3 protein-coding genes are annotated in these 4,621 nt (G+C 70.4%); 1 reads left to right on the forward strand and 2 read right to left on the reverse strand.

All coding sequences use genetic code 11. From position 1 onward, the window contains the following. Nucleotides 1–162: 162 nt before the first annotated feature. The gene (locus VIG79_RS16075; protein WP_331887487.1) at nucleotides 163–1,479 is read right to left on the reverse strand and encodes a S8 family peptidase; all 1,317 of its coding nucleotides are present in this window, start codon (nucleotides 1,477–1,479) and stop codon (nucleotides 163–165) included. A gap of 111 nt (nucleotides 1,480–1,590) precedes the next feature. Between VIG79_RS16075 and VIG79_RS16080 the strand changes: the two genes are divergently transcribed. Beyond that, entirely contained in the window at nucleotides 1,591–4,182 is a 2,592-nt protein-coding gene (locus tag VIG79_RS16080; RefSeq protein WP_331887488.1) for a CHAT domain-containing tetratricopeptide repeat protein, read from the forward strand. 12 nt (nucleotides 4,183–4,194) lie between these two features. Here the strand turns inward: VIG79_RS16080 and VIG79_RS16085 are convergent. Beyond that, on the reverse strand, nucleotides 4,195–4,621 hold a 427-nt coding region (locus VIG79_RS16085; RefSeq protein ID WP_331887489.1), incomplete at its 5' end, for a carboxypeptidase regulatory-like domain-containing protein.

Below are 4,621 nucleotides of genomic sequence, written 5' to 3' on the forward strand. Positions count from 1 at the left end.
GAGTGGATCCCCGACACCGACCTCGTCGACATCGACCGGATCTCGACGCACTACGACGGCGAGCCCTACGGCGTCCGGAACCGACCCCGCGTGACCGCCCGGGTCGACATCGACCGGTGGCACGGCTGGGGCCGGTTCAAGCAACCATGACCCCCGGTCGCGTCAGCTCCTGATCCGAGCCATACCGGGCTCGAGCACCGCTCCGACTCCGAGCTTGGCGTTCTTACGCGCCAGCACCAGCAGCGTGTCGGCGGCCTCGCGGGCGCTCTCACCACTCCACGTCATCCGGCCCGCGATGAGGCCCGCGACGATCGGCGTGGAGAACGACGTGCCGCACCAGGAGGCCAGCCCAGTGGTGAACGTGGCGTCGGGCTGGCCCTTCATGGGCTCTTCGACGTAGTGGTACGTCCCGTTGGGGTAGGCGTTGACGATGCGGCTCCCCTGGGCGTAGACGTCCACCCAGCTGCCGTAGTTGCTGTATCCGGCCCGGCGTTCCACCGTGGAGTTCAGGGCGCCGACCGACACGGCCCACGGGAAGGCCGCCGGGTAGAACGGCTGCCAGTCGCCGTCGTTGCCGGCGGCCGCCACCAGCACCGTTCCCTTGAGATGGCGCAACCGGTCCTCCCACACCGACTGAAGGCTCTTCAGCGGCAGTCCGCTCCGCGTCCGGGTGCCGGCGGACATCGAGATGATGTCCGGAGCCTGGTCCAGGGCTCGATGCATCGCCGGCGCCAGGTCGCTCTCGAGGACGGCTCCCCGCTCGAACAGCAACGCCTCGACGTGCACCTGCGCTGCCGGTGCCATCGCGCGCAGCACCCCAGCCACGAACACCCCGTGGCCTCGGTAGTGACCCAGATCGGCCTGTTCCCGATCGCCTCGGACACCCTTGAGGTTGCGGTGGCGCGAGACCACTCCGGAGGTCAGCCCCGTGTCGATCAGGACGACTCGAGCGCGACGCCCATCGGTCTCCGCGTCCAGGTTCACCGACGGGGTCGGGCCGGTGGCGGTGGTGGGGAACGGCTCGGTGGCCGGGCATATCACGCCGTTGCCGCAGAGGTGCACCACGTGATCCGGTGTCGCGACCCCGGGGCCCAGCTCGCCGTCCAGTCGACTCAGGCTGGTGTGGACGCCGACACGGTCCGGGAGCGTGAGTCGGTGCAGTCTCTCACCCGGCCCGACCCGGGGCCGGTCCAGGTCGGCGATGCCGAGTACCCGGTACACATCGGCGGCGTCGCGGCCTAGGGTCAGCAGCGTGCTCTGGCGATAGAAGTACTGGAAGTCCTCGCCCGAGTAGCGCGGCGTCACGAGGCTCGGTATGCGCCCACGCCTCCGCAACGACGGACGATCCTCCTCGAAAGACTCCCTGATGAGCGCGGCCTGTGTTCTGGATCGGCGACGGGCGAGCTCCGGTGTCCGCTCTCGCCAGTACCGCACGTCGACCGGCGGGTTGTCGGGGTTGGACGGGTCGTGAACAGCCATGACGGGACCTCGCAGCTGATGAAGAGCACGTCGGACTCAAGCGACCTCGAGCCCCTTCAGGACTCAGAGCATTCCTCGAACCCCGTTGATACCACTCTTGCCGCGCAACTCATGCCGGGCACCGCCATCTCGGACCCGGAGCGTGCGCTGGCGGCCGCCTCGTCGCTGCTGCGAGAAGATCCCGACGACGTCTCGGCCTCCTACGCCCACCAGGCGATAGCGATCGTCCTGCGACAGCGTGGATCACTCGAACAGGCTCTGGAGCACGCCGGCCAGGCACTGCGGCGCGCGCGCCGGGTGGACCAGGGCCGGGTCGCTGACGTGCTCGCGACCCGCGGTGCGACGTTCGTCATGGCCGGACACGCCCACCGCGGCGTCAAGGAGCTCGACCGCGCCGTAGCCCTGGCGCAGCCGGCCGACCAAGCCACGATCTACTACCGCCGGGGTGGTGCGATGTGGCTCCTGGGCCGCCACGAAGCCGCGATCCAGGACCTGGACGAGGCCATTCGGCTCTGCCGCCAACAGGACATCGCCCTGTGGGAGGGACGGGCGCTCAGCCTGCGTGGTGATGTCCGGAGAGCCAGGGGCGAGTTCGAGCTGGCCATCGCCGACCTGGCCGAGTCCGAGGCCATCTTCACCGCGATCGGCGCTACTTCTGAGGCCACGATCGCGTTGCACAACCGCGCCTGCGTCGCCCTCGACAGCGGCGATCTCATCAAGGCGTTGACCTTGATGTCCAGCGCCGGATCCCGTTACGCCGCAGAGGGTTTCGATCCAGTCGAACTCGTCCTCGATCGCGCTGAGGCGCTGCTGGTGGCGGGACTCGCGTCCGAGGCCCGTGACCTGGTCGACGCGAAGCTGCTCGCAGCGGACGACCCACCCTTGCGAACGGCGGAACTCCTGCTCGCCTCGGGGAAGGGCGCCCTGGCCGACGGTGAGCCGCTGCTCGCGGTCGAGAAGGCCACCGCGTCGGCGGCCCTCTTCCGAAGTCACGGTCGAGCGCGACTGTCGGTCGAAGCCCGGCTGGTCTCCGCGGAGGCGAGGTACGCCAGCCTGGTCGAGGACCACACCACGCTGACCCAGGAGGCGCAGGACCTCCAGGACGTGGCCCTCGACGAGCTGAGACTGCTGGCCGAGGTCGTCCGCCGGCTGGTCCGCAGCGTGCGCCTGCACGATCCTCGCGGTCTCCCGACTGCTCTTCTGCTCCAGGCGCGGGTCGCGCATGCTCGTGGTCGGTCGGGGCGCGCATTCCTCGAGGAGGCCGCGACGGCCCGCGGCTCGGGCCCGCCGCTCGACCGGGCCACGGGATGGCTGGCCGCCGCTCTGCTCGCCGAGGAAGGCGGTGACCGACGCGCGATGTTCCATGCCTGTCGCGTCGGACTCGACGCGGTCGACGAGCACCGCGCGGTGATCGGCGACATGGAGCTGCGAGCGCGAGCCGCCATGCCCGGGCTCGATCTGGCCGAGCTCGCGGTTCGGGCGGCCGCCACCTCCGGGAGAGCACGACAGCTCTTGTGGTGGGCCGAGCGATGGCGCGGAACCGCGCTGGTGGACAAGCCGGCTCGATCGCCATCAGTGAGCGACCTCGGTCGCGAGGCGGGAGCTCTTCGAGACGTGTCACGCCGGCTCAACGCTCATCCGGACGACGACGGCCTCGCTCGCGAGCGTGACCGGCTGGAGGCCGCAGTCCGAGCCCGCTACCGCCAGCTCCAGCGCGAGCGGACGGCGGTCTCGGGGCCGAACATCCCCGAGCTGATCCACGACGTGGGCACGAGCGCCTTGGTGTCCCTGATGCGCATCGACGCCACGCTGTACGCCGTCGTGGTGTCGCACGGCCGGGCGACGAAACATGTCATCGGCCCCTACGAGCGAGCCGTGGCCGAGGCGAACTTCGCACGGTTCGCCTTGCGACGCGCCGCCTACGGGCGGACAGGGAACCTGGAGCACACGGCGGAGAGACTCCAGGCCGCCCTCTTCGCCGACGCGCTTCCCTCGCCGGTACCGGACGCGCTGGTCATCGCTCCACCGGCCAGCCTGCTCTCCGCGCCGTTTGGGCTCCTGCCCGGACTGCGCGGTTCGGCGATCTCCGTGACCCCCTCGGCTTCCCTGTGGCAGAAGGCCGTGAGGACGCCGACGGTCCCGGGCGGCACGGGCGTCGGGGTGACACTGGTGACCGGACCTGGGCTCAGTACCCGACAGCAGGAAGTGACACATCTCGAGGAGATCCACCACACCGCAACGGTCCTGAGAGGACGTCGGGCCACCGTTGACGCCAGTCTGAGCGCCCTCGACGGGGCGCGGCTGGGACACATCGCTGCGCATGGCGTTTTCCGTGCCGACGCGCCGCTGTTCTCGTCACTGATGCTCTGGGACGGGCCCCTTATGCTCCACGACCTGGACCGGCTGACCCAGCCCCCCCGATCGGTGGTGCTGTCCGCCTGCGACTCCGGAGGACTCATGCCGCTCGGTCAGAACGAAGCGCTGGGACTGGTGTCGGGCCTGCTCGCGATCGGTTGCCGGAGCGTCGTCGCCAGCGTCGTCCCGGTCAACGACGCGGCCACGGTCTCCGTCATGGCCGAGGTGCATTCCGCCGTGGCCGTAGGCGGCTCCCTGGCCGAGGGACTGCTGGCGGCACGGACCGCTCTGGCCCAGGACCCGCTCCTCGCGGCGACCGCCGCGTCGTTCACCGCGTGGGGTGCGTAGCGGGCGTCCGGTTCAGCCGGCGTCGAACCACGGCGTCGTCACCGTCGACCGGGGACCGCGTCGCAGGCAGAGGCGGACCATGCCCGTCGGCACCTGACGCACCTCGAACCGACCGTCCTCGTCGGGCATCGTGGTGAACGAGGCGGAGATCGTGTCGAGGGTGAGCGACGTCCCCGCCGAGCCGCCCGGGTCCGCGACGACACCCACGACGTCACAGAACTCGTCGGTCACGGTCAGCTCCACGTCCACCGACAGCTCACCGAACTCGAAGAAGTGCATCCGGCTGGTCGGGGCACCACCCCGGACCGCCTCGAGCTGGTCGCCGTCGAGCGCGACGACCTCCATCAGGTCGGCATCGGGGTCGCGGAGCGAGAACAGCGCCCGGCTCGTCTGCCGGACGTGGTCCGGGACGGGGTCGAGGACCTCGGCGATGGCGCCG

The organism is Lapillicoccus sp. (assembly GCF_036559105.1).
In the GTDB taxonomy this organism is placed as follows: Bacteria; Actinomycetota; Actinomycetes; order Actinomycetales; family Dermatophilaceae; genus Lapillicoccus.

Bases quoted from the DNA above. Each gene is read 5' to 3' on its own strand.
- VIG79_RS16075 (WP_331887487.1), bottom strand. From the start codon at position 1,479: ATGGCTGTTCACGACCCGTCCAACCCCGACAACCCGCCGGTCGACGTG.
- VIG79_RS16080 (WP_331887488.1), top strand. From the start codon at position 1,591: ATGCCGGGCACCGCCATCTCGGACCCGGAGCGTGCGCTGGCGGCCGCC.